This is a genomic window from Occultella aeris, assembly GCF_902703175.1.
Lineage (GTDB): Bacteria > Actinomycetota > Actinomycetes > Actinomycetales > Beutenbergiaceae > Occultella > Occultella aeris.
Genome location: NZ_CACRYJ010000029.1, coordinates 1 through 22,879, shown reverse-complemented (window position 1 = coordinate 22,879; position 22,879 = coordinate 1). Strand labels below are relative to the sequence as shown.

Sequence of the window (22,879 nt, the reverse complement as noted above, 5' to 3'; positions counted from 1 at the left end):
CTCGAGCGCGGGGCGGCTGGACGTCGGGGACTCACTCCCTCATGTTCTCTCACGGCGCGGGGTTTTCGGCGGAGCAGCAGGGCGTGAGTCGTGCCACAACAGGCAAGGACTGCCCACTGACATCGGTGCCGGCGACAGCCCGGCCGGTCCGGCCTCGGCCCGCGCACGCCGACGGCGGGCGCCCCCTCGAGAGGGGACACCCGCCGTCGTTCCGCCTTGCCGGCCGTGCGAACCGAAGCAGCACCGGGCAGCTGTGGCTCAGACGCTCCGACTCAGACGCTCGGGCCGTTCCAGCGCGGGAACGCCGAGCCACCCGCGTACCGGCCCGAGCTGTCCAGCTCGTCCTCGATGCGGAGCAGCTGGTTGTACTTGTTGATGCGCTCGCCGCGGGCGGGCGCTCCGGTCTTGATCTGGCCGGCGTTCACGGCCACGGACAGGTCCGCGATCGTGGTGTCCTCGGTCTCGCCGGAGCGGTGCGAGACCATCGCGGTGAACCCGTTGCGCTGGGCCAGGGTGACGGCGTCCAGCGTCTCGGTCAGGGTGCCGATCTGGTTCAGCTTGACCAGCAGCGAGTTGGCGGAGCCGAGCTCGATGCCCTTCGCGAGGCGCTCGGGGTTCGTGACGAACAGGTCGTCGCCGACGAGCTGGACCTTGTCGCCGACCTTGCCGACGAGCTCGGCCCAGGAGTCCCACTCGTCCTCGGACAGCGGGTCCTCGATGGAGACCAGCGGGTACTCCGCCACGAGGGTCTCGTAGTAGGCGACGAGGTCGGCGGGCGAGGTGGCCTTGCCCTCGAACTGGTAGGCACCGTCGGAGAAGAACTCCGTGGCCGCCACGTCAAGGGCGAGCGCGACGTCCCGGCCCGCGGTGAAGCCGGCCTTCTCGATCGCGACCAGGATCAGGTCGAGCGCGGCGCGGTTGGACTCGAGGTTCGGCGCGAAGCCGCCCTCGTCGCCGAGGCCGGTGGCCAGGCCGCGGTCCTTGAGCACGGACTTGAGCGCGTGGTAGACCTCGGTGCCCCAGCGCAGGCCCTCCTTGAAGGTGCCCGCACCGATCGGGGCGACCATGAACTCCTGGATGTCCACGTTCGAGTCGGCGTGCGAACCGCCGTTGAGGATGTTCATCATCGGCACCGGCAGCACGTGTGCGTTCGGCCCGCCGATGTAGCGGAACAGGGACAGGTTGGCGCTCTCGGCGGACGCGCGGGCGGCGGCGAGGGAGACGCCGAGGATGGCGTTCGCGCCGAGCTTGCCCTTGTTGGCGGTACCGTCCAGGTCGATCAGGGTCTGGTCGAGGTGGCGCTGGTCCGCGGCGTCGAGGCCGAGGATCTCGGGGGCGATGACGTCGGTCACCGCGGCGACGGCGTTCTGCACACCCTTGCCCAGGTAGCGGCCCTTGTCGCCGTCGCGACGTTCCACGGCTTCGAACGCACCGGTCGACGCGCCCGACGGGACGGCGGCGCGTGCGAACGAGCCGTCCTCCAGCGCCATCTCGACCTCGACGGTCGGGTTGCCGCGCGAATCGAGGATCTCGCGCGCTCCTACGGCCTCAATGGTGGCCACAGTGACTCCTTCAATGTTGTGGTGTTCAGGTTCGGTGAGCCACGGTCCACGATAGTGGCCCGGGACGTGTCGGTTCAGAGCGGGAGATCCCGTTCCGCGGCGCGGATCCTGGCCTCCAGGGCCCGGGTCTGCGCCCGCAGTGCAGCCTCGGCGTCGACGTGCTCGGCGTCCGCGCGGCGGACCAGCTCCAGCAGGGCGGCGCCGATGATGTCCGACGGCGCGGGCTCGCTCGCCGGGTCCGGTGCGGGTTCGTGGTGGTCCGGTTCGAGGCCCGCCTTGCGGGCCCGGCCGAGCACCTTCTGCGCGCGGGCCAGGGCCGGCAGGTGTGGTGGGATGCCGTCGAGGATCGACTCGCGAACCTTCTCCTGGGCCTTGATCGCGTCCCAGTTCCGGTTCACGTCGGCGGGCGTCAGCGCGGCGGCACCCGCATCGGCGGCGAACACGTGCGGGTGGCGGCGCACCAGCTTGGCCACGAGCGTGCGGGCGACGTCGTCGATGTCGAAAGCGACGCCGTCGGACGCCTCGGTGGCGACCCGGGCGTGGAACAGCACCTGCAGCAACAGGTCGCCGAGCTCCTCCTGAAGCGCGGCGGCATCACCGGACTCGGCGGCCTCCGCGACCTCGTGGGCCTCCTCGATCGCGTACGGCGCGAGCGAGGCGTGGGTCTGCTCGGCGTCCCACGGGCAGCCGCCCGGGGAGCGCAGCCGGTCCATCACGGCCACCGCGTCGAGGAGAGCGCCACCTGGGCGGTCGGCCTCGCCGGGACCGGGGACGCTCATCCGGCGACCGGGGCCTCGGGTGCGAGGATCCAGTCGGGAGTGACGGCTGCGATGGCATTGGCCTCGGCGTCCCACTCGCCGTAGCGGGGGCTGATCACGACGTCGGAGTCCGTCAGCCGCGCGTTGGCGTCGTCGAGGATCGCCTGACCGTCCGGGCTCTGGCTGAGGTCGCCCTGGGCGAGGATCATCCGGGTCACCCGCAGGGTGTCCGCGCTGTAGTCGGCGACCGGCACGCCCTGAGCGGCCGCAGTGGCCTCGAGCACCTCCTGCGCCTGCTGGTCGGAGTAGGCGATCCCGTTCTCGGAGGCGACCTGGAGGAACTGCGGGGCCGCGATGAGCAGTTGGAGCACCTGCGTCGGGGCGGGGTCCGCGGTCAGCATCGGGGACAACTGGGTGTCCGTGGTGGCCAACGTGTTCTCGGTGATGCGGCTCCCGTCCACGACGGCCGCGGCGCCCGGGTTCGCGGAACAGGCCGTGAGGGCCAGGGCGCCCACGGCCAACGAACCGGTGATCTTGAGGAGGCGAGACGTTGTGACCACCGAGGCGAAACCCTTCACGCGCGAACAGATACCGGGGCCATCGTATCGTCACGGGTACTCGCCGGCGACGACCCGGTCGACCTCCTCGGCCGACTCCGGCCACGGCCCGGGCGGCCACGGTCCGCCGAGCCGCTGGCGGCGGTGCCGAACGCGCAGGTCAGGCCGCCGCGCGGGCGCCCTTCGCCAGGGCTCGCCCGTACTCGTGGGCCAGTTCCTCGGCCTCGGCGTGCATGCGGGCAGCGAGGTCGGAGAACTGGTCGAGCGCCGGGTTCGTGCCGACGAGCGTGAACTCCGTCTCGACCACGTCCAGGTCCAGGTTCCAGACATCCTCGAGGATGCGCCGCATCCACGGCGTCGCGTGGTCCCACCCCTCCCGCGGGGTCCCCGCGCCGTACGCGCCGCCACGGACGGTGGCGAGCACCGCGCGCTTGCCGGCCAGGCTCGGCGAGTCCCCGGGGGCCAGCCGCGGGTCGGTGAGCGCCAGGTCCGTCCAGGTCTTGAAGTGCTGGGAGACCCCGAAGTTGTACAGCGGCACCGCCAGCAGCAGGACGTCGGCCGCGAGGAGCTCGTCGGCCAGCTCGGTGGCGAGGTCGACGGCGCGTTGCTGGTGCGTGGAACGTCCGGTCGGCGGCGCGAAGGCGGCCTGTGGCCAGGCGTCGGCCGGGATCGGGTCGCGCCCGAGGTGGCGGGTTGCCACGGCGCCGTCCGGGTGCTGGGCGCGCCACTCGGACTCGACGATGTCGGCGATCCGGCTGCTGTGCGAGCCCTCGAATCGAATGCTGGCGTCGAGGCGGAACAGGGTGGGCATGGGACCTCCGAGCGGGTTCAAGTCACTAGCAGGATGCTAGTGCTCGTAGAAACCTAGCACTCGTGAAAACCGAGCACCAGGCCCTCGGGCAGGGTAAACTCAGCAGATGTCTGCCGATGCCCACAGCCACGCGGAGTGCGACACGGGCGTGCGCCGGGCGTTCGACCTGCTGGGCAAGCGCTGGAGCGGACCGATCCTCTCGGTGCTGCGCAACGGGCCGATGAAGTTCTCCGAGTTGCGCCGGGCCGTCGGTCCGATCACGGACTCGGTCCTGGCCGACCGGCTCGTGGACCTGGCCGATTTCGGGGTGGTCGTGCGGACCGAGACCGATGGCCGCCCGCCTCAGATCAGTTACGCGCTGACCGAGCGCGGAGAGAGCCTGCAGCCGATCCTGGATCAGCTCGGCCGGTGGGCCGCGAGCGAACTGGACCGCGCCCCGTTCGAGGGGTGTGCCGAGGCCGGTGCGGCCGAGGCCCAGAGCGACGCGGCCGAGGTCTCGGCGTAGTCACCGCCGCCCGACCGGCACACCGGCAGGTCGCCCGACGCCGTCGGCATACTCGTCGGATCGTCAGCGGTACTCGTCAGCGACGACGCGCTCGACCTCCGCGGCGGACTCCGGGAACAGGGTGGTCAGCAGGAGCCGGTAGAAGCGGGCCGTGTCCGCGCCGGTGGCGACGAGGGCATTGGCCGCGGTGCCCGGGAAGTCGCCGGTGCGGGCCACCAGGGACCTGCCCTCCTGCTCGCCGTCGACGGCGATGGTGACGTCGGCCTCGGCTGTCGCGATCACCTCGGGGTCGAGCAGGTAGGCGGCGGCGAGCGGGTCGTGCAGGTCGAACGACAGGCTCCCGTTGGCGATGAACGCGAAGTTCGCGTACGTGCGGGTGATCGCGTGGATGAAGCGGGACACCGGGGTGTCCAGGCGGAGCAGCAACTCGCCGATCCCCGGCGTCAGATCCGCCTCCGCGGTCGCGTCCAGGCCGACCATGACCACGTCGGGGAAGCCCGCGGCGAACACGGCCTCCGACGCCCCCGGGTCGCACCAGAGGTTGAACTCGGCCCACTGCGTCATGTTGCCCCCGCCCTCCGCCCCGCCCATGAGCACCAGGGAGGCGACGTTGCCGGCGAACGCCGGGTCGGCCGCGACGGCTGCCGCGACGTTCGTCAGCGGGCCGAGCGTGAGCAGCGTGACCTCGCCCGGGTGGGCGGCGGTGTGCGAGAGGAGGAAGTCGACGGCGGACTCCTCCCGTTCGCGCATGGTGACCGTCCGGCCACCCTCGCCGCCGAGCCCGTCCGCGCCGTGCACGTCCGGGCTGAACTCCCGGCCACGGGCGGCCCTGCCCTCGCGGCCGCGATACACACCGATGTCGGTCCGGCCGGCGAACTCCAGCAGGCGCAGTGCGTTCCCGGTCACCTGGTCCAGGTCGGCGTTGCCGCCGACGGTCGTGACGCCGTCGATCTGCAGCCCGTTCGCCGGCGCCGCCGCGGCGGCGCACAGGAACAACAGCGCGATCGCGTCGTCGATGCCCGGGTCCGTGTCGATGATCAGCCGCCGCACTGCTGGACCTCCTCGTCAAGGCTGCCCAGCGTATCGCCCGTTGGACCGGACTGGACGTTATTGTCCGAGTGACCTTAAGATCAGTCCAGCGTTAACGTCTCAATGACTCTTACTCTCCAGGAGGTGACCATGGCACCGACGCTCGCGGTGTCCACGGTGATCTTCGCGCTGCGCCCCGACGAGCGCAGTTCCGCCGCGGTCGGCACCCGGCCCCAGCTCTGGCTGCCGCTCGTGGTGCGCCTGCGGGACCCGTTCGACGGACGCTGGGCGCTGCCTGGCGGTCCCCTGCGCGAGGACGAGGGCCTGGCCGACGCCGCCTCCCGGACCCTGCTGGAGACCACCGGGCTGCGCCCGAACTACCTGGAGCAGCTCTACGCGTTCGGCGACGCGGACCGGCCCGGCGCCGAGCACGGGCGGGTGGTCTCGGTCGTGTACTGGGCGATGATCGGCGCCGAGGAGGCACACTTGGCCACCACCGGCCAGAACGTGCGCTGGCTCGCCGCGGACCGGCTGCCGGACCTGGCCTTCGATCACAACCGGATCGTGGACTACGCGCTCTGGCGGCTGCGCACGAAGGTCGAGTACTCCCGGATCGCCCACGCCTTCCTTGGCGAGACGTTCACCCTGCGCGAGCTGCGCGAGGTGCACGAGGTGGTGCTCGGCAAACCGGTCGACCCGGCCAACTTCCGCCGCCAGGTCGAGGCGAGCGGCGCCGTCGTCCCCACCGGTCAGGTCCGCACCGGCGGCCGGCACCGGCCTGCCCAGCTGTACCGCTACGACACCGCCATCGAGCCGGTCGATCTCGGCCCGCTGGCCCCCGAACCGCAGAAATCCCCCACCTCCACCGAGGAGACCCCATGACGACCACCGCTTCGGTCGACACCACCATCCAGCTCATCGACGCCGGCCGGGCCACGGGCTCGACCTGCAGCCCGGACCTTGCCAGCGGCCCGTGGGCGTTCGACGCCAGTCCCGGCTACGGGCCCGGCGCGTCGCTGGCGGACCCACCCCCCGCCGTCGCCCCCCGTCAGGGCGAACTGCCCAGGGAGTACCGCGAGGCGGACCCGGCCGACCTGGACGCGCGCGTGCGCGCCGCGAAGGCGACGCTCGGCGACCGGGTGGTCATCCTCGGACACTTCTACCAGCGCGAGGAGGTCGTCACACACGCGGATTTCGTGGGCGACTCCTTCCAGCTCGCGAACGCGTCGCTCACCCGCCCGGACGCGGAGGCGATCGTCTTCTGCGGCGTGCACTTCATGGCCGAGACCGCGGACCTCCTCTCCGGCCCCGAGCAGGCCGTGATCCTGCCGAACCTGGCCGCCGGCTGCTCGATGGCGGACATGGCGGACATCGACCAGGTCGAGGAGTGCTGGGAGCAGCTCACCGAGCTGTACGGCACGGAGCCCGACGAGAATGGCAGGGTGCCGGTCATCCCGGTCACCTACATGAACTCCTCCGCCGCGCTGAAGGGCTTCTGCGGCCGCAACGGCGGCATCGTGTGCACGTCCTCGAACGCGGCCACGGTGCTGGAGTGGGCGTTCGAACGCGGGCAGCGCGTGCTGTTCTTCCCGGACCAGCACCTCGGGCGCAACACCGCCAAGGCGATGGGAGTACCGCTCGAGGCGATGCCGATGTGGAACCCGAACAAGCCCCTCGGCGGCAACGACGAGCGGGCCCTCGGTGACGCCCAGGTGATCCTGTGGCACGGGTTCTGCTCGGTGCACCGCCGGTTCACGGTGGGGCAGATCGAGCAGGCCCGCGCCGAGCACCCCGGCGTGCGCGTGATCGTGCACCCGGAGTGCCCGATGCCGGTGGTGGACGCTGCCGACGAGTCCGGCTCCACCGACTACATCCGCAAGGCGATCGACGCCGCCACCGAACCCACCACGTTCGCGATCGGCACCGAGGTGAACCTGGTCCAGCGCCTCGCCGCGCAGTACCCGCAGCACACGATCTTCTGCCTGGACCCGGTGGTGTGCCCGTGCTCCACGATGTACCGGATCCACCCGGGCTACCTGGCCTGGGTGCTGGAGTCCTTGGTGGCCGGCGAGGTGCCGAACCGGATCACGGTCCCGGCGGACGTCGCCGATCCGGCCCGGCTGGCGCTGGAACGGATGCTCGCCGCCAAGCCGCCCGTGGCGGGAGCCTGAGATGGCGCGCGTGCTGGTCATCGGCTCCGGGATCGCCGGGCTGGTCGCGGCCGCGGAGGCCGCCCGCACCCACGACGTGGTGCTGGCCACCAAGGGCGACCTCGGGCTCAGCAACACCCGCTACGCCCAGGGCGGCATCGCCGCGGTGATGTTCGCCGAGGACGACGTCGAGGCGCACATCGCGGACACCCTCACCGCCGGCGCCGGGCTGTGCGACCGCGAGGCGGTCCGGGTGCTGTGCACCGAGGGCCCGGCCCGGATCCGGGACCTGGTGGCCGCGGGCGTCGAGTTCGACATGGCCGGCGGCCGCTTCGCCCAGGGCCTGGAGGCCGCGCACTCGTTCCCGCGGGTGCTGCACGCCGGCGGCGACGCCACCGGCGCCCGGATCGAGGCGGCGCTGACCGCGCGGGTGCGCGCGAGCGCGGTCGCGATCCACGAGCACACGTTCCTGACCGACCTCATGGTCGCCGGTGGTCGCGTGGTCGGGGCCAGCCTGCTCGACGGCGAGGCTGGCGTCCTCGAGGTCCGTGCGGACGCCGTAGTGCTCGCCACCGGCGGCGCCGGCCAGCTGTACCCGTACACGTCCAACCCCGCGGTGGCCACCGGGGACGGCGCCGCTGCGGCCGCGCGGGCCGGCGCCGCCCTCGCGGACCTGGAGTTCTACCAGTTCCACCCGACCACGCTCGCCCTGCCCGGGAACTTCCTGGTCTCCGAGGCCGTGCGCGGCGAGGGTGCGGTGCTGCGCGACGCCGACGGTGAACGGTTCATGCTCGCCGTGCACCCCGACGCCGAGCTCGCCCCCAGGGACGTGGTGGCCCGGGCCGTGGCCGACCGGATGGCCGCGACGGGCGCGCCGGTCTACCTGGATGCCACCGCGTTCGGCGCGGACGTGCTCGCCCACCGGTTCCCGAGCATCGACGCCGCCGTGCGGGCGGCCGGGCTGGACTGGGCGCGGACCCCGGTGCCGATCACCCCGGCCGCGCACTACTGGATGGGCGGCGTGGTCACCGACCTCTGGGGCCGCACCTCGCTGCCCGGGCTGTACGCCGTCGGCGAGGTCGCCCGGACCGGCGTGCACGGCGCGAACCGGCTCGCCTCGAACTCGCTCCTCGAGGGCGCGGTGTTCGCCCACCGCGCGGTGCAGGCCCTGGCACACCCCAGCACGCGAGTGCGTAACACCACGCTCACCTCTCGAGATATGCGCGAGATCGTGCGCACTCGGGTGCCGGGGTCCGCTCGTGGGGCGGGCGCTGTGTCGGGGTTCTCCCGGGCCGCGGTCCAGGACCTGATGTGGGACGCCGTCGGGCTGCGCCGGGGCGGCGGCGGGCTCACGCGGGCCATCGAGACCCTGGACGTCTGGGCCGCGAGCGCACCTGCGCCGCAGTCCCCCGCCGAGCACGAGGACGCGAACCTGCTCCTGCTGGCCCGGCTCACCGCACGGGCGGCGCTGGCACGCACCGAGTCCGTCGGGGCGCACTTCCGCACCGACGCGCCCGCCCTCGCACAGCCGGCCCGGAACGTGGCGGTGGGCGCATGCTGACCCGGACCGTGATCGAGGCGGCCGTGGCCGCCGCGCTGGCCGAGGACGCGCCCTGGGGCGACCTGACCTGCGCGGCGCTGGTGCCGCCGTCGGCCACCGCGACCGCCGACCTGGTGGCGCGCACCGATGGCGTGCTGGCCGGCGGCGAGGTGTTCGCGGCCGCGTTCACGCTGACCGACCCTTCGGTCGAGGTCACGCTGACAGAGCCCGACGGCGCCGCGTTCGCCGCGGGGGCGACGCTCGCCCGGGTGGTCGGCCCGGCGGGCGCCGTGCTGCAGGCCGAGCGGATCGGGTTGAACTTCGCGCAGCGACTGTCCGGGATCGCGACGGCGACGCGTGCCTATGTAGAGGCCGTCGCGGGTACCGGGGCGAGGATCGTGGACACCCGCAAGACCACGCCGGGGCTGCGCGCGCTCGAGCGGCACGCCGTGCGGGCCGGCGGCGGGCACAACCACCGGTTCTCCCTGTCGGATGCGGTGATGGTCAAGGACAACCACCTGGCGGTGCTGGTGAATTCCGGCGTCGGCGTCACCGAGGCGCTGCTGGCTGCCCGCGAGCGCCTGCCGCACACCACGCACATCGAGGTGGAGGTGGACCGGATGGACCAGCTCGACGCGGTCCTCGCTGCCGGGGTCGACACGATCATGCTGGACAACTTCACGCTCGACGAGCTGCGTGCGGGGGTCGCCCTGATCGATGGCCGGGCGATCGTGGAGGCGAGCGGCAACGTGCGTCTGGACACCGTGCGCGCCATCGCCGAGACCGGCGTGGACGTGATCTCCGTGGGCGCGCTGACCCACTCCTCCCCCGCCCTGGACCTGGGGCTGGACGTGAGCGTGGGCTGATGCTGTACCTGGATGCGGCCGCGACGACCCCGGTGCGCCGGGAGGCGCTGGAGGCCATGTGGCCCTACCTGACCGGAGAGTTCGGGAACCCGTCCAGCCACCACACCGTCGGCGAACGGGCCGCCGCGGCGATGGCCGACGCTCGGTCCCGGGTCGCGGGCGTGCTCGGCTGCCGGCCCGGTGAGGTGGTGTTCACCTCCGGCGGGACCGAGGGCGCGAACCTGGCGATCAAGGGGCTGGCGCTGGCGAACCCACGTGGGCGGCACCTCGTCACGACCGGGATCGAGCACGAGGCCGTGCTGGCCTCGGTGGACTACCTGGTGCGGGTGCACGGGTTCACGGTGACGCGGGTGGCGGTGGACGCCGAAGGGGTGGTGACGCCGGAGGCGCTCGCCGCGGCCCTGCGCCCGGACACCACGCTGGTCTCGATCGCGCTGGCCAACAACGAGATCGGCACCGTGCAGGACGTCGCCGCCCTGGCCGCGGTCGCCCGCGTTCGCGGTGCCCTGTTCCACACCGACGCCGTCCAGGCGGCGGGCTGGCTGCCGGTGGGCGCACGTGACCTCGGCGTGGATGCACTCTCGATCTCCGGGCACAAGGTCGGCGCCGGCAAGGGGATCGGTGCGGTATACCTGCGCGGGCGGCTGCCGGTGGAGCCGGTGCTGCACGGCGGCGGCCAGGAGCGCGAGCGACGCTCCGGCACCGAGAACGTGCCGGGCGCCGTCGCCCTCGGGGTCGCACTGTCGCTCGCCGAGGTCGAGCGCGACGAGCTGGCGCCCCGCGTGCGCGCGGCACGGGAGGCGTTCATCGCCCGGGTATTGGACCTGGTGCCGACGGCGGTGCTCACCGGGCCGCGGGCCGATCGCCTGCCGAACCACGCGTCGTTCTGCTTCCCTGGTACCAGCGGGGAGGCCGTGCTGCTGGAACTGGAGCGGCTCGGCGTGGTCTCCTCGAGCGGATCGGCGTGCGCGGCGGGCTCGGACGAGCCCTCGCACGTGCTGATCGCGATCGGGGTGCCGCCCGAGGTGGCGCAGACCTCGGTCCGGTTCACGTTCGGGCGGGACGTCACCGAGGCGGACCTGGCCGGGGCCGCGGAGTCGGTGGGCGCGGCGGTGGCGAGCGTCGCGGCGGTTGGCACTATTTGATATCGTTGATATCAACCCACGGAGGTGGACATGGCTCAACTCTTGGTTCGAGACCTGGACGAGCGCGTCAAGGAGCGCCTGCGGCTGCGCGCCGCTGAGCACGGACGTTCCATGGAGGCCGAGGCCCGCGAGATCCTCACGGACGCGGTCTCGCCACCTCGGGAGTCGGTCATGCACGCGTTGCGCAGGGCTGCGCTCGCCCACGATGGCGTCGACGATCTCATGCTCCCGCCCCGAACGGAGTTGCAGCGACCGGTTGATCTGGGCGCATGATCGTCCTGGACACGAACGTCGTCTCGGAACTGATGCGAGCCCACCCCGAACCAAGCGTGGCCTCCTGGTTCGAACGGGTCGCCGACACCGATCTCGCGATCACCACGGTGACGACGGCTGAACTCCACTACGGCCTGGCGCGGTTGCCCGAGGGCCATCGCAAACTCGCTCTGGCCACCGCGTTGAGCGAGGTCCTTTCGGCCTACGCCGATGCTCTCCTCCCCTTCACGGCCTCGGCAGCAGAGCGCTACGGAGAGATCGTGAGCAGCCGCGAGTCGATCGGACGACCGATCACGGTGCTCGACGCGCAGATCGCCGCCATCTGCGCGGACCTCGGGTCGACCCTTGCAACGCGGAACGTCCGCGACTTCGAAGGTCTGGACATCGAACTCATCGATCCCCGGAAGCCGGACAGCACCGCTCGTTGACCGCCGCAATGCTGCCCGCGTAGCGTTTCATATCGGGCCGGACGGGCCGAGCGAAGGAGACCGGCGATGGGCGGAACTGGCCGGTCCACTCCGCCCCGACTTCCCCCGCGGTGGTTCATCCGCATGTTCTGGGCGGGCCACCGAGCCGTGTTCCGCGGGACCGGCGGGCGACTCGGGCTCGCCCGACCCAAGCCGGGCAAGGCCGGCCTGATGCGACTGCGAACCGTCGGCCGACGCAGCGGCGACCCGCACGCCGTCATGCTCGCGTACATCGAGGACGGCCCGAACCTCGTCACCCTCGCGATGAACGGCTGGGGCGATCCGCCGCCGGCGTGGTGGCTGAACCTGCAGGCAGGCCCGCAGACCACGGTCGACCTGCCCGGCGAGGAGCGCGCCGTGCGCGGCCGCGTCGCTCAGGGCGACGAGCGCGAGCGCCTCTGGGCCCGGTACGCCGAGCTCTTCGAGGGAGATCTCGACGAGTACGCGGCGATGCGCTCGCGGGAGACACCCGTCGTGGTGCTCGAACCGGCCGCTTCCGATCCGTCCTGACCGAGCCGCTGGAATAGTGTCGGGGCGTGACCGAGGACGGCGACCGCGACGCGGGCCAGGAGGAGAAGCGCTCCGCCACGATCTATGACGTGGCCCGGCGCGCAGGCGTCAGCCATCAGACCGTGGCGCGGTTCCTCAACGGCGAGGGCGGCATCCGGCCCTACAACAAGGTCAAGGTGGTCGCCGCGCTCGAGGAGCTACGGTACCGGCCGAACATGGCCGCACGGTCGCTGGCCACAAAGCGGACGTACCGGATCGGCGCACTCGGGTTCGAGATCGCCGGCCACAATCCGGGCCGGGTGCTGCAGGCCGCCAGTGACGCCGCCCGTGAACTGGGTTACGTCGTCGAGGTGGTGGGCCTGGATCCGCTCGACCCGGGCCAGCTCGCCAACGGCGTCGAGACGCTGATCCGCAACGGGGTGGAAGGGCTGCTGATCACCTCCCCGACCGTGGGCATCGCCGATGAGCTCAGCCGCCTGCGGATCGAAATCCCGGTCCTGGTGGACGGTGCGAGGGAGACCGACGAGTTGCAGCGCCGCGGCACCCTGTTCGCCCTGGAACACCTGCACGACCTCGGCCATCGGCGGATCGCCCACATCGCCGGGCCGTCCCAATGGACCGCGGCGCACCTGCGGCGCGCCACCTATGAGTTGTTCATGTCCGAGCGAGCCGAGGCCCCCATGGTCTGGGAGGGCGACTGGGAGTCCCGGTCCGGGTACACCCACGCCGAACGAGTGGCGGCCGAGGCGTCGATCACGGCGGTGTTCGCCGCCAACGACCGCATCGCCCTCGGCGCGCTGCTCCGGTTCCACGAGCTCGGGATCCGCGTGCCCGGTGACGTCAGCGTCGTCGGGTTCGACGACATGCCCGAGTCGGAGTTCTTCCACCCGCCCCTGACCACGGTCCGGCAGCACTTCGACGCCGGCGGCCGGACGAGCGCCGCCCGGCTGATCGCGATGATCGAGGGACGACCGGTCGAAGCGCCCTATCCCGAGCCCGAGCTCATCGTCCGCGCGTCGACGGGTCCCGTCGCGACCTGAGGCTTGCACCTCTCGGGCCATCGACCTACAGTGGCCACACCTCGAAACGTTACCGGTAACGTTTCGATCCGAAGACCTCAGTGTCAGCACGAAGGAGTGGTGTACATGGCAACGCGACGAACACGTCTGGGCGTCCTCACGGGCGCCCTCGCAGCCTCGGCCCTGGTTCTCGCCGGGTGCTCAGGATCCCAGCAGGACGAAGGTTCGGTGGTCCTTGAGTACTGGTCCTGGGCCCCCAACATCGAGCAGGTCGTCGCCGTCTGGAACGAGGCCAACCCGGACATCCAGGTGGAGGTCAACACCGCCGTCGCCGGGGCCGAGATCACGGCCAAGCTGCTGGCCGCGGCCGAGGCCGGCAACCTCCCGGACGTCTCCAACACGACCTACGACAACCTACCTAGCCTCATCATCAACGACATCGCGGCCGACGTCACGGACGTCATGGGTGACCGCGAGGCGCAGACGGCCGGACCGGCCTGGAACCTCACCACCTTCGGCGGCGTCAACTACGCCGTCCCGCAGGGGACCTCGCCGCAGATGCTGTTCTACCGCACGGACGTCTTCGCCGAGCACGGCATCGAGGCGCCGACCACCTGGGACGAGTACGCGCAGGCGGCCCGGACAATCCACGCCGCGGACCCGGACACCTACCTGGCGACGTTCCCGGCCAACGACGCGCAACTGTTCGCCGCGCTCAGCCAGCAGGCCGGCGCCCAGTGGTGGTCCCAGAGCGGAGACGCCTGGTCGGTGGACATCGCCAGCGACGCCAGCGACCGGGTCGCGGACTACTGGGAGGGCCTCGTCGACGAGGGCGTCGTCGCCACCATGAAGACCTACACCCCCGAGTGGCAGGCCGCGCTGGCCGACGGCACCCTGGTGAGCTGGCTCGGCGCCGTCTGGACGCCACCGCTCATCGAGCAGAACGCCCCGGAGACCGCCGGCCTCTGGCAGGCGGTTGCGCTGCCCCAATGGACCCCGGACGCGCCCGCGGCCGGCGTGATGGGCGGCTCCGGCACCATCGTGACCACGCAGTCCGACCATCCGGAGCAGGCCCGCGAGTTCGCGCTCTGGCTCAATACCTCCGACGAGGCGCTGAACGCCTACATCCAGTACGCGAACATCTGGCCCGCGGCGCTCAGCGGCCGGGACCTCGACGGGCTGGCGGAGCCGCCGAGCTTCATGGCGAACCAGCCGGACTTCTACGACCTCGCGGCGCAGATCGACGAGTACACGGTCGAGGTCACCTGGGGTCCGAACGTCGCAGCCGGGTTCGACACGTTCAACAACGCGTTCAGCGACGCGATCGCGAACGGGACGCCGTTCCGGGACGCGCTCGAGACGGTCGAGACCTCGGTGGTCAGCGACCTTGAGACCCTCGGGTACACGATCGAATGACCTCGCTGACCAGCGGGCGGAGCCGGCTCCGGCTCGCCCCGTACCTGTTCCTGGCACCGGCCCTGATCCTCGCGACCGCGTTGCTGACGGTCCCGATCGGGTACACCGTGTGGCGGAGCCTGCACGCGAGCCGGATCACCGGTGGCGGCCTCGGCGTCGCCGAGGAGGTCTTCGTCGGGATCGAGAACTACGTGCGGGTCCTCGGCCGGGCCGACCTGCTGCCGTCGTTCGGTCGGCTGCTGGCATTCGCGGCGATCTTCGTCCCGACCGCGATGCTGCTCGCGCTCGTGTTCGCGCTCCTGCTCGACAACGTCTCGAGCAGACTGACCCGGTTCTCCCGCATCTCGATCTTCGTACCGTACGCGGTCCCGGGTGTCATCGCTGCACTCATGTGGGGATTCATGTACCTGCCGGGAGTGAGCCCGTTCCATGACGTCGCGGTCGCCCTCGGGCTGCCCCGGCCCGACTTCCTCGGACACTCGGGCATCATCGCCTCGATCGCCAACATCGCGATCTGGGGCGCGGTCGGGTTCAACATGGTGATCCTGTACACCGCCCTGCGCGGACTGCCGAACGAGTTGTACGACGCGGCCCGGATCGACGGCTGCAACGAGTGGCAGCTGGCGTTGCGGATCAAGGTGCCGCTGGTCGTGCCCGGCCTGATCCTCACCGGGATGTTCACGGTGATCGGGGCGCTGCAGGTGTTCAGCGAGCCGAACACGATGGTGACGCTCTCGACCGCGATCGGGTCCGATTGGGTGCCGATGATGGTGGTCTACCGCGACGCGTTCATCACCAATGACCTCTACGGCGCGTCCGCACTCGCGATCATCATCACCGTCGTCACGCTGGCCGCGTCGTTCCTGCTGCTCGGCATCGCCCAGCGCCGCGCCTTCGGGTCGGAGAGCCGCTCATGACCGCCACCCTCCCCCGCACCCCCGACCGGGTCGCGGCGGCGGTGCCGGCCCGGGCCCGCACCTCCTCGGGCATCCTGCCGACGGCCATCCTGCTGATCGGGGCGGCCTACTGCCTCCTGCCCGTGTACTGGCTGATCTCGGCCGCCACGAAACGCCCCGACGAGCTCTTCTCGACCTTCTCACTGGCCCCGAGCTTCAACGGCGGGTTCGTCGACAACCTGGTCGGCCTGTCGCAGTACGCCGGCGGCGCGTTCTGGCAGTGGTGCCTGAACAGCCTGATCTACGCCGGCGGCGGCGCGGTGGCCGCGACCGCCGTGGCCGCACTCGCCGGGTTCGCGCTGGCCAAGTACGAGTTCCCGGGCAAGCGGCTCGTGTTCGGGTACCTGCTCGTCGGCGTCCTGGTGCCCGGGGTCATCGTCGCCATCCCGCAGTATTTGCTGCTGTCCCAGCTCGGGCTCGCGGGCACCCGGTGGTCGATCCTGCTGCCCGCGATGATCAGCCCGTTCAGCATCTACCTGACCCGGGTGTTCACCGCCGGCGCGGTCTCCGACGAGGTGATCGAGTCGGCCCGCCTGGACGGCGCCCGCGAGTTCCGCCTGTTCCGTTCGGTGGCGTTGCCGATGATGGCGCCGGGGCTGATCACCGTGTTCCTGCTGCAGTTCGTGGGGATCTGGAACAACTTCCTGCTCCCGTTCATCATGGTCACCCGCAGCGACATGATGCCGCTCACGGTCGGCTTCTACTCGATGATGAACCAGGGCTCGGACCAGACCAACGTGTACAGCTTCGTGATCATGGGGTGCCTGCTCGCCGTGGTACCCCTCATCGCGCTCTTCCTGTTCCTCCAGCGCTACTGGCGGCTGGACCTCATCAGCGGTTCCCTCAAGGGCTGATCCAGCCCGTCCCCGAAAGGACTCTCGTGCCCACACTCCTGCCCGACGGCGCCTGGCCCGTCATGCTGACCCCGTTCCGTGCCGATCGCTCGATCGACTGGGATCAGGTCGCGGCCTACGCCGACTGGCTCGTCGAGCTGGGGTCGGCCGGTGTCTTCACCGTCGCCCTGTCCAGCGAGATGTACGACCTCACGCCGGCCGAACGCATCGCGCTCGCCCGCCGTGTCGTCCAGACGGTCGACGGCCGGGTGCCCGTGATCGCCTCGGCGATCGGCGCCGGCCCGGACGAGACGGCCGAGGCTGCCGCCGGGCTGGCGGACGCGGGGGTGAGCGCCGCGGTCCTGGTCAGCCCGCTGCTGGCCGCCCCGGACGAGGACGACACGGCGTGGATCCGCGGCGCCGAGCGGATCCTCGACCGGGTGCCCGACCTCGACTTCGGGGTGTACGAGTGCCCGGTGCCCTACAAGAGGTTGCTCACGCTGGAGACGGTCCGGTGGCTGTCCGACACGGGCAGGTTCACGTTCTACAAGGACACCAGCCACCGCGTCGACGTGATGGCGGCCCGGATCGAGGTCCTGGCCGGGTCACCGCTACGCCACTACAACGCCGAGATCTCCTCACTCGTCGAGAGCCTTCGCGCCGGCGGTGCGGGCTTCAGCGGCTACGCGGCGAACATCTACCCAGAGCTCGTGGCGTGGCTGTGCGCGAACCATGACACCGCACCCGAGGCGGACGTCGCCACCGTGCAACGGATCCTGAGCGTCGCCGAGCACAGCATCAACTCCCGCTACCCGTCGTCGGCCAAGTTCTTCCTCGCGCACAGTTCGCGCCTGACCATGTCCAGCGTGAGCAGGTGGAAGCCGGAGTCCATCGGCGGGCACGATGGACAGCCCCTGATCGACCTGGCCCGGTACCTCGAGACCGCGGGGCTGCCGGCGCTCGACTCGGGTCGCCGCTGAGCCCCCTCGCCGCACTGCGTGACCAGATCGCTCACACAGTGCCTGCCGCCTGACGAAGAACGATCTACCGTTCTATGTCAGGCGGCAGGTTCTGCGTGACAGCCGGAGGCACTTCGTCGACGCGACGCACGGCCTACGAGGAGCTCGCCACCTTCGCGGCGGCTGCCACGGTCGCGCCCGGGGCGAGGATCGCGTCGATCAGGTCGCCGACCCAGGTGATCAGCTGCTCGTCCCGCAGCGAGGTCCCACCGACACGGGACGTCGTCGGGGCCGGCACCAGGGCGGTGCGCACGGCCGGCTTCAGGATGGTCCCGGGGTAGAGCCGCTTGAGCCGCAGCTGGGCGGACTCGGCCAGCTCGACCGGAGCGAACCGGATGTACTTGCCCTGCGCGGTCATGTCCACGAGCCCGGCGGCGCGGGCCTTGACCCGCAGCCCGGCGACGGCGAACAACCGCTCGACCGGCTCCGGCACCGGCCCGTACCGGTCCACGAGCTCCTCCCGGACGGCGTCGATCGCCGCGGCGTCCCCGGCCTTCGCGATCTTCGTGTAGGCCTCCAGCCGGAGCCGCTCGTGCGCGATGTACTCGTGCGGCAGGTGGGCATCGATCGGCAGTTCCACCTTCAGCTCGGGCAGTTCCTCGGGCACCTCGCCGCGGAAGTTCGCCACCGCCTCGGAGACCATCCGCACGTACAGGTCGAACCCGACACCGGCTATGTGCCCGGACTGTTCGCCGCCGAGCAGGTTCCCGGCACCGCGGATCTCCAGGTCCTTCATGGCGATCGCGGTGCCCGAGCCGAGGTCGGTGTGCGCGGCGATGGTCTGCAGCCGGTCGTGCGCGGTCTCGGTGAGCGGGCGCTCCGGCGGGTACAGGAAGTAGGCGTAGGCACGCTCGCGCCCACGGCCGACCCGGCCCCGGAGCTGGTGCAGCTGGGACAGGCCGAGCACGTCCGACCGCTCGACGATCAGGGTGTTCGCGTTCGAGATGTCCAGGCCGGTCTCCACGATCGTGGTGCAGACGAGGACGTCGAACCTCTTCTCCCAGAAGTCCATGATGACCTGCTCGAGCTGGTGCTCGCCCATCTTCCCGTGGGCGACGGCGATCCTCGCGTCGGGCACGAGTTCGGCGAGTCTCGAGGCGGTCCGGTCGATCGACTCGACGCGGTTGTGCACGTAGAAGACCTGCCCCTCGCGCAGCAGCTCGCGCCGGATCGCAGCGGCGATCTGCTTCTCCGCGTAGGCGCCCACGAACGTGAGCACCGGGTGCCGCTCCTCCGGCGGGGTGGCCAGGGTGGACATCTCCCGGATCCCGGTGACGGCCATCTCCAGGGTCCGCGGGATCGGGGTGGCACTCATCGCGAGCACGTCCACGTTCGTGCGCATCTGCTTGAGGGTCTCCTTGTGCTCCACCCCGAAGCGCTGCTCCTCGTCCACGACCACCAGGCCGAGGTCCTTGAAGTGCACCTCGCCGGTGAGCAGCCGGTGCGTGCCGATGACCACGTCGACCGTGCCGTCGCTGATGCCCTCCTTGATGGCCCTGGCCTCGGCGTCGCTCTGGAACCGGGACAGGCCCTTGACCACCACGGGGAACCCGGCGTACCGCTCGGAGAACGTGTCGAAGTGCTGCTGCACGAGCAGCGTGGTGGGGACCAGCACGGCCACCTGCTTGCCATCCTGGACGGCCTTGAATGCGGCCCGCACGGCGATCTCGGTCTTGCCGTAGCCGACGTCGCCGCTGATCAGCCGGTCCATCGGGACCGCCTTCTCCATGTCCGCCTTGACCTCGTCGATGGTGACCACCTGGTCCGGGGTCTCCACGAACGCGAACGCGTCCTCGAGCTCACGCTGCCACGGGGTGTCCGGCGCGAACGCGTGCCCCTTCGTGGCCATCCGGGCCGAGTACAGCCGGATCAGCTCGCCGGCGATCTCCTTGATCGCCTTGCGGGCCCGGCCCTTCGTCTTGGCCCAGTCCGAGCCGCCCATCTTGTTCACCGACGGCGACTCTCCACCGGTGTACTTGGTCACCTGGTCGAGGGCGTCGCTGGGCACGTAGAGCCGGTCCCCCGGCTGACCGCGCTTGGAGGCCGCGTACTCGATCACCAGGTACTCGCGGGTGGCGGCGGTGCGCCCGGTCCCGATCGTTCGCTGGACCAGTTCCACGAACTTCCCGACACCGTGCTGCTCGTGCACCACGTAGTCGCCGGGGCGCAGCGCGAGCGGGTCGACGACGTTGCGACGCTTCGACGGCATCCGGCGCATGTCCCGGGTGGACGTACCGGCCCGGCCGGTCAGGTCCGCCTCGGTGAACACGGCCAACTTGAGCGGTTCCGAGACGAAGCCACGACCCACGCTCGCGGTGGTCACGAGCACCACGCCGGTCGGTGGCAGCTCGGGGGCCTCGCCCGGGCGGGCGTCGCCCTGCGCCGGTTCGACGGCGGAGACGAGCCGGGCGGGCACGTCGCCATCCAGGAGCTGCTCCACCATGCGGCGGGCCGGCCCTGCACCTTCGGTGACGAGCACCAGGCGCCAGGCGGCGCCGGTGAGGTCACGCAGGTCCGCGACGGCCCGTTCGGTCTCGCCCCGGTAGCCCTCCACGTCCCGGGAAGCGACAGTGACGGTGCGGGCGTCGAGCTCGTCATCGTCGTCGAGGAGCTCTTCGAGCTCGGCGTCGCCGGCGAACGAGCCGAACGTCCACCAGCCGAGCCCGCGGCGCGCGGCGACATCACGCACCTGGGCGATGGTGGCGAAGCTGGCCTCGGACAGGTCCAGCGGGGTGTGCGCCCCGGCCGCGGCCGAGGTCCACGCGGCAGCGAGGAACTCCTCCGTGGTCGCGACCAGGTCGTGGGCGCGGCGACGGACCCGTTCCGGGTCGTTGATGATCAGTAGCGAGTCGGCCGGAACCAGGTCCAGCACCGGTTCCATCCGGTCCACCAGCACCGGGGCGAGGGACTCCATGCCGTCGACGGCGATGCCCTGACTGAGCTTCTCGAGCATCTCGGCCGCCCCGGGCAGCCGCTCGACGAGGTCCGCGGCCCGGGCACGCACCGCGTCGGTGAGCAGGATCTCCCTGGTCGGCGGCGCCCAGATGCCGTCCTCGCTCACCTCGAGCGAGCGCTGGTCGGCGGCCGAGAACCAGCGGATCTCCTCCACGTCGTCGCCCCAGAACTCGATCCGCTGCGGGTGGTCCTCGGTGGGCGCGAACACGTCCAGCAGGCCACCACGGACGGCGAACTCGCCGCGGCGCTCCACCATGTCCACCCGGGTGTAGGCAGCGGCCACGAGCCGCGCCACGACGTCCTCCATCGGCGCGGTGTCGCCCGCGCGCAGCGCCACCGGCTCCAGGTCGCCGAGCCCGGCGACGACCGGCTGGAGCGCGGCACGTACAGGAAGGATCAGCACCCGGATCGGGCGGGTCGACCCACCCGCCCCGGTGCGCACCGCGCCCGAGGAGGCTCCGCCGTCGGGCGTTGGCGCTTCTCCGTCGCGGGCGAGCGGCTCCGCATGGGCGAGCCGGCGCAGCACGGCGATGCGGCGTGCGACGGTGTCGCTGCGCGGCGAGAGCCGCTCGTGCGGGAGGGTCTCCCAGGACGGGAACACGGCCACGTCCGCGGGGTCGAGGTAGGCGGCCAGTGCGGCGGCGAGCTCGTCGCCCTCGCGCCCGGTCGCCACGACGACCACCAGGGGCCGAGTGCTGTGCTCGGGGTGCCCGGCGAGCTCGGCGAGCAGCGGGGCGCGGACCCCGACGGACGCGGAGACGTCGATCGCGCCGCGGGCGGGCAGCGACTCGAGGAGCTCGCGCACGCCGTCGTCGGCGCGCAGCGCAGGCAGGATTCCGGTGAGGTTCTTGGGCACGCGAGGCTTCCTTCCAGGGCGGCGCGGGAGACGAACTGGCTCCCATTTGCCGCACACGTCGAGCCCGAACCGAATCTCGGGCCGGGTCAGGTGCGCCCTCAAGCGTACGCCCGCAGCGGGAAGTCACTTGTATCCTGGGCGTTGGGCCGGTTGTGGCCAGAATCCGAGGTTGCAGACATGGCCACAGACCCACCGGTCGACGGCGAGACCGACGCGCGTCCCGAGCCCGGGAGCGGGTCGGGTCCGAAGCGGAGGCGGAAGCGCCTGAGCCGCACACGGGTCGCACTGATCGTGGCGGCCGGTCTGGTCGTCGTGCTGTTCGGCGGGCTCATCGCGACCATCGCGGTGATCCAGAACCGGGTGGCGGCGAACATCGACTGGATCGACGACCCGTTCGAAGGTCTGACCGATCGGCCCAGCGCCGGGGCCGGGGCCACGGAGGGCGCCACCGAGGAGCCGGCGGGGGCTGCCGTGAACATCCTCATGCTCGGGTCGGACAGCCGGATCTCCGCCGGCGATCCGAGCCAGTGGTCCTACGGTGCCCAGCGCACCGACGCGATCATGCTCGTCCACATCGCCGGCGACCGGCAGTCCGCCCAGGTCATGTCGATCCCCCGGGACTCCTGGGTGCCGATCCCCGGTCACGGCGAGAACAAGATCAACGCCGCATTCTCCTTCGGCGGGCCCGCGCTGCTGATCCAGACCGTCGAGGCCCTCACCGGTGTGCACATCGACCACTTCGCCGTCGCGGACTTCGAGTCCTTCGCGGTCCTCACCGACGAGCTCGGCGGCGTGGAGATCAACCTGCCGAACGGTCTCGACAACGCCGGCGTGACCCTGGCGCCGGGGACGCACACGCTCACCGGGGAGCAGGCACTGGCCTACGCCAGGCAGCGTTACGACCTGCCCGGCGGCGACTTCGACCGGGTTGCCCGGCAGCAGAACTGGATGCGTGCGATGGTCTCGCAGGCGTTCCGCACCGATGTCCTCGCCGACCCGATGCAGCTGACGAGCCTGCTCGACGCGGTCTCCTCGAGCCTGTCCGTCGACGAGGGCTTCACGGTCGCCACCATGCGCGACCTCGCGCTCAGCCTGCGGGACCTGCGCCCGGGCTCGATGGACTACCTGACCGTGCCGGTCGAGGGCACCGGCCGCAGCCCGGACGGGCGGCAGTCGATCGTGGTCCTCGACCAGGCGCGTTTCGACGCCCTCATGGACGCCGTAGCCAGCGATGCGGTGCCGCAATACCTGGCCGAGCACCCGGACGACGTGACCATACTCGGCTCGGCAGTGAACTGAGGACGGGCGGGATCCACCGTCCCTCGATGTCGCCGAGCAGGGTGTCGACGGCGTGCAGCCGCCTGCTCAGGATCCGGGTCTCGGTGGGATCCGGGCTCGTGTTGACGCCGATCAGCAGCTGATCGCGATATCGGCGAACCTCCTGGATGCGAACCTCGTCGTTCACGGACATCTACGCCTCCCTTCGTAGCCTCCCCGGACGGCCCCCAGCCGGGCGAGGAGTGGTGGTGCTTGGACTGATTGTGTGCCGAATGCCTCGATTGCATCAATGGGTCGGCGCGGATGGACCTCCGGGTGCGGGGCCGGCCGGCGGCCGCAAGCCGAGGTTCGGGGCGGGCGGGTACGGCGGGGCG

At 71.4% G+C, this 22,879-nt stretch carries 21 protein-coding genes; 15 read left to right on the top strand and 6 right to left on the bottom strand.

Annotated elements, in window-relative coordinates:
- Positions 1-272 precede the first annotated feature (272 nt).
- From eno to HALOF300_RS10535, 4 genes are all read right to left on the bottom strand, one after another.
- Complete coding sequence (gene eno / locus HALOF300_RS10550; protein ID WP_156740926.1) at positions 273-1,562, bottom strand: phosphopyruvate hydratase; 1,290 nt, start codon at positions 1,560-1,562, stop codon at positions 273-275.
- A 74-nt stretch (positions 1,563-1,636) separates the two neighbouring features.
- Positions 1,637-2,341 (bottom strand): MazG family protein, encoded by a 705-nt coding sequence (locus HALOF300_RS10545; protein ID WP_156740925.1) that lies wholly within the window; start codon positions 2,339-2,341, stop codon positions 1,637-1,639.
- On the bottom strand, positions 2,338-2,880 hold the full coding sequence (locus HALOF300_RS10540; protein WP_156740924.1) for a SurA N-terminal domain-containing protein: 543 nt from the start codon (positions 2,878-2,880) through the stop codon (positions 2,338-2,340). The genes HALOF300_RS10545 and HALOF300_RS10540 overlap by 4 nt, the downstream gene beginning before the upstream one ends.
- 157 nt (positions 2,881-3,037) lie before the next feature.
- Positions 3,038-3,688, bottom strand: coding sequence for an FMN-dependent NADH-azoreductase (locus HALOF300_RS10535; protein ID WP_156740923.1), 651 nt, complete (start codon positions 3,686-3,688; stop codon positions 3,038-3,040).
- 106 nt (positions 3,689-3,794) lie between these two features.
- Here HALOF300_RS10535 and HALOF300_RS10530 point away from each other — a divergent pair, with 106 nt between their 5' ends.
- Entirely contained in the window at positions 3,795-4,193 is a 399-nt protein-coding gene (locus HALOF300_RS10530) for a winged helix-turn-helix transcriptional regulator (RefSeq protein WP_156740922.1), read from the top strand.
- Between the two features lie 63 nt (positions 4,194-4,256).
- On the opposite strand, the gene HALOF300_RS10525 is transcribed toward HALOF300_RS10530, so the two are convergent.
- Entirely contained in the window at positions 4,257-5,243 is a 987-nt protein-coding gene (locus HALOF300_RS10525; RefSeq protein ID WP_156740921.1) for a nucleoside hydrolase, read from the bottom strand.
- A 129-nt stretch (positions 5,244-5,372) separates the two neighbouring features.
- Between HALOF300_RS10525 and HALOF300_RS10520 the strand changes: the two genes are divergently transcribed.
- The 13 genes from HALOF300_RS10520 to HALOF300_RS10460 all read left to right on the top strand — a co-directional run bounded on the left by HALOF300_RS10520 (position 5,373) and on the right by HALOF300_RS10460 (position 17,377).
- Complete coding sequence (locus tag HALOF300_RS10520; RefSeq protein WP_156740920.1) at positions 5,373-6,104, top strand: NUDIX hydrolase; 732 nt, start codon at positions 5,373-5,375, stop codon at positions 6,102-6,104.
- Complete coding sequence (gene nadA, locus HALOF300_RS10515) at positions 6,101-7,393, top strand: quinolinate synthase NadA (RefSeq protein WP_156740919.1); 1,293 nt, start codon at positions 6,101-6,103, stop codon at positions 7,391-7,393. Before HALOF300_RS10520 ends, nadA begins: the two co-directional genes overlap by 4 nt.
- Before the next feature lies 1 nt (position 7,394).
- A complete protein-coding gene (gene nadB, locus HALOF300_RS10510) occupies positions 7,395-8,933 on the top strand; it encodes an L-aspartate oxidase (RefSeq protein ID WP_156740918.1) in 1,539 nt (512 codons plus the stop codon).
- On the top strand, positions 8,927-9,778 hold the full coding sequence (gene nadC / locus HALOF300_RS10505; RefSeq protein WP_156740917.1) for a carboxylating nicotinate-nucleotide diphosphorylase: 852 nt from the start codon (positions 8,927-8,929) through the stop codon (positions 9,776-9,778). Before nadB ends, nadC begins: the two co-directional genes overlap by 7 nt.
- The gene (locus HALOF300_RS10500) at positions 9,778-10,923 is read left to right on the top strand and encodes a cysteine desulfurase family protein (protein WP_156740916.1); all 1,146 of its coding nucleotides are present in this window, start codon (positions 9,778-9,780) and stop codon (positions 10,921-10,923) included. Before nadC ends, HALOF300_RS10500 begins: the two co-directional genes overlap by 1 nt.
- Positions 10,924-10,953: 30 nt before the next feature.
- Complete coding sequence (locus tag HALOF300_RS10495) at positions 10,954-11,196, top strand: FitA-like ribbon-helix-helix domain-containing protein (RefSeq protein WP_156740915.1); 243 nt, start codon at positions 10,954-10,956, stop codon at positions 11,194-11,196.
- On the top strand, positions 11,193-11,624 hold the full coding sequence (locus tag HALOF300_RS10490; RefSeq protein ID WP_156740914.1) for a type II toxin-antitoxin system VapC family toxin: 432 nt from the start codon (positions 11,193-11,195) through the stop codon (positions 11,622-11,624). Before HALOF300_RS10495 ends, HALOF300_RS10490 begins: the two co-directional genes overlap by 4 nt.
- A 66-nt stretch (positions 11,625-11,690) precedes the next feature.
- On the top strand, positions 11,691-12,173 hold the full coding sequence (locus tag HALOF300_RS10485; protein ID WP_156740913.1) for a nitroreductase/quinone reductase family protein: 483 nt from the start codon (positions 11,691-11,693) through the stop codon (positions 12,171-12,173).
- 26 nt (positions 12,174-12,199) lie between these two features.
- On the top strand, positions 12,200-13,213 hold the full coding sequence (locus tag HALOF300_RS10480; protein WP_156740912.1) for a LacI family DNA-binding transcriptional regulator: 1,014 nt from the start codon (positions 12,200-12,202) through the stop codon (positions 13,211-13,213).
- A 105-nt stretch (positions 13,214-13,318) separates the two neighbouring features.
- On the top strand, positions 13,319-14,608 hold the full coding sequence (locus tag HALOF300_RS10475; RefSeq protein ID WP_156740911.1) for an ABC transporter substrate-binding protein: 1,290 nt from the start codon (positions 13,319-13,321) through the stop codon (positions 14,606-14,608).
- Positions 14,605-15,525: a carbohydrate ABC transporter permease gene (locus HALOF300_RS10470; protein WP_156740910.1), complete on the top strand. Its 921-nt coding sequence runs from the start codon at positions 14,605-14,607 to the stop codon at positions 15,523-15,525. Before HALOF300_RS10475 ends, HALOF300_RS10470 begins: the two co-directional genes overlap by 4 nt.
- A complete protein-coding gene (locus tag HALOF300_RS10465) occupies positions 15,522-16,418 on the top strand; it encodes a carbohydrate ABC transporter permease (RefSeq protein WP_156740909.1) in 897 nt (298 codons plus the stop codon). The genes HALOF300_RS10470 and HALOF300_RS10465 overlap by 4 nt, the downstream gene beginning before the upstream one ends.
- Before the next feature lie 26 nt (positions 16,419-16,444).
- Positions 16,445-17,377: a dihydrodipicolinate synthase family protein gene (locus tag HALOF300_RS10460; RefSeq protein ID WP_156740908.1), complete on the top strand. Its 933-nt coding sequence runs from the start codon at positions 16,445-16,447 to the stop codon at positions 17,375-17,377.
- Between the two features lie 133 nt (positions 17,378-17,510).
- Here HALOF300_RS10460 and mfd read toward each other — a convergent pair whose 3' ends face one another.
- Positions 17,511-21,227 carry a transcription-repair coupling factor gene (gene mfd, locus HALOF300_RS10455; protein ID WP_156740907.1) on the bottom strand — a complete coding sequence of 1,239 codons (3,717 nt, stop codon included), beginning with the start codon at positions 21,225-21,227 and terminating at the stop codon, positions 17,511-17,513.
- A gap of 177 nt (positions 21,228-21,404) precedes the next feature.
- Here mfd and HALOF300_RS10450 point away from each other — a divergent pair, with 177 nt between their 5' ends.
- Entirely contained in the window at positions 21,405-22,526 is a 1,122-nt protein-coding gene (locus tag HALOF300_RS10450) for an LCP family protein (protein ID WP_156740906.1), read from the top strand.
- Positions 22,527-22,879: the final 353 nt, after the last annotated feature.